The following is a 2,214-nucleotide window of genomic DNA, read 5'->3' as shown; positions in this document are numbered from 1 at the left end:
GACTTGGCGCTCAAAGAGTCCCGCCTGAACATCTTCGCCCAGCATGAGATGCTGATGGTGACGTTCCGGAGGCCGCAACCGCCTGCTGGAGACATCCCTATCTACAACGGACGCGGATGCACGCTGCTCGAGCTCAGCCAGGGGAAATGCCGCTGGCCGATCAGCAACCCGGGCGCCCAGGACTTCTGCTTCTGCGGGAACGAGCCAGTCAAAGGATTGCCCTATTGCCCGGGGCACGCGCGCATCGCATATCGGTCGGTCGGTCGGCAGCGCAGCCGGGCGGGTGCGTGAGCATACCACCGCTGCAGCGCCGCCGAGCAGCGTGATGAACTCGCGGCGACGGAGTAGCGGTAGGGACGCGTGTTTCATGACGCGCCCCCCGCACAGAACCGTACGTGCGGCTTGCCCGCATACGGCTCCCACCTCGGGTGTGTGACGGCGAAGCGTTCGCTTGGCCAAGGATGGAGGATGATCGGTTTGGGAAGCCACGCGTCCGCCAGTTGCGTCATCCGCTCCCACGTGAGCCGACCCTTTTGGCTGCGACGCCGCAGCGTGCGCCGCCAGAGGTCGGTGACATGGTGCCGGAACGCGTCCAGTGCACGCGCATTGGTCGGCACGGCGTGATAGTTGAAGTAGCCGCGCACGACCCGCTCCAGCCATCGCCCCTGCTTGGGGATCGGCTGGTGCATGCGCTGCCGCAGCTCGTCCTTGATCATCCGCAGCTTCGCCTTCATGCGGTCCCGCCGGCTCCTCCGCCGAAGCTGGAATTTACCTGCACGGGTCTTCCCGCAAGTGAAGGTGAAGCCCATGAAGTCGAAGGTCTCCGGCTTGCCGAGCCCGAGCCGCTTGCGACTTTCCGCCGCGAAGCGTCCGAACTCGATCAACCGGGTTTTCTCGGGATGCAGCGACAACGCAAACTCCCGTAACCGTTCGCGCATCTCGTCCAGGAAGCACCGGGCGTCGACATGGTGCTGGAATCCGACGATGAAGTCGTCGGCATAGCGCACGATGATCATATCGCCGGTGGCCTTGCGCCGTCGCCAGCGCGCGGCCCAGAGGTCGAGTGCGTAGTGCAGGTAGATGTTGGCAAGCAACGGTGAGATCACCGATCCCTGCCCAGTCCCCTTGTCACTGACTGATACGACCCCGTCTTCGAGAACGCCTGCCTTCAACCATTTCTGGATCAGGCGGATGATGCGCCGGTCGCCGATCCGATGCTCCAGGAAGCGGATCAGCCAATCCTGGCTGATCTCGTCGAAGAACGACCGGATGTCGGCGTCCAGTATGAAGCTCACCTTCCTGCTGCCGATCCCGACACAGAGCGCATCCAGCGCGTCGTGCGCGCCGCGTCCCGGTCGGAACCCATACGAGATTCCGAGGAAATCCTCCTCGTAGATCGCATTCAGCAGTGCAACTATCGCCCGTTGGACGATCTTGTCCTCCAGGGCGGCGACCGCCAGCGGGCGCTGCCGACCGTCCGGTTTGGGAATGTAGACCCGTCGTGACGGCAGTGCCCGATACGCTCCTCGTTGGACCCGGTCGTGCAAGTCCTCGAGATTGCGCTCGAGGTCTGCCTCGTAGTCCTTCCACGTCAGCCGATCCACGCCGGGGGCTGCGTTCTTCTCAAGCTCGAAAAACGCCTCCGTCAACAGCTCGGTGTTGATGTGGTGGAAGAGCGCGGTGAACCTCTCCTTCTTTCTTTCCCTCGCGACTTGCCGTATGCGTTCCAGCGCCTGTGACACGCTCGCCCGACTCTGCGTCCGGTACGTGCTTTGCTGGTCCGCATTTCCCTTGGTCCCCGCCCTTCGCTCCACCGGCTCCGCCGCTTTCCGCTTCGCTGCAGATCGCTCTGGAGCGGGCGGTTCCACTTTGTTCGCAGGCTTCACAGCTACTATGGCGAGGTCCGACTTCTCGGGTTCGTGCATCATCGGCTACGGTTCCTCACCTTCCCGATGCGGACCGGATACGGCAGCGCCGCTCCAGTCGAACCCGAGACCTCCCAGGTTCCGATGCAATCCTTTTGCACGTGATGTGGCCTTTGACCCCGGCAGGGCGTCAGCACCTCGCATGTCGGTGCCGCACATGTTGCCTTCGAGCGAATGAAAACCCTCGGCCCCTGCGATGTCTGATCTTTCGTGGCTCAATCCCACACCCCATGCAATTGCTGTGTACGCTTCGTGACCACTGTCGCCAGGGGCCACGCAACACTCGCTA

At 63.2% G+C, this 2,214-nt stretch carries 1 protein-coding gene and 1 pseudogene; one reads left to right on the top strand and one right to left on the bottom strand.

Going from position 1 to position 2,214, the window contains the following annotated elements; all coding sequences use genetic code 11:
* Positions 1-117 precede the first annotated feature (117 nt).
* Positions 118-291, top strand: a pseudogene (locus VMT30_02070) (GcrA family cell cycle regulator).
* Positions 292-365: 74 nt separating this feature from the next.
* Here VMT30_02070 and ltrA read toward each other — a convergent pair.
* The gene (gene ltrA, locus VMT30_02065) at positions 366-1,928 is read right to left on the bottom strand and encodes a group II intron reverse transcriptase/maturase (GenBank protein HVQ43729.1); all 1,563 of its coding nucleotides are present in this window, start codon (positions 1,926-1,928) and stop codon (positions 366-368) included.
* Positions 1,929-2,214 lie beyond the last annotated feature (286 nt).

This window comes from Candidatus Saccharimonadia bacterium, assembly GCA_035544015.1.
Lineage (GTDB): Bacteria > Patescibacteriota > Saccharimonadia > UBA4664 > UBA4664 > UBA5169.
Note: the sequence above shows the minus strand (reverse complement) of the source record. Positions and strands in the feature narration are given on the sequence as shown.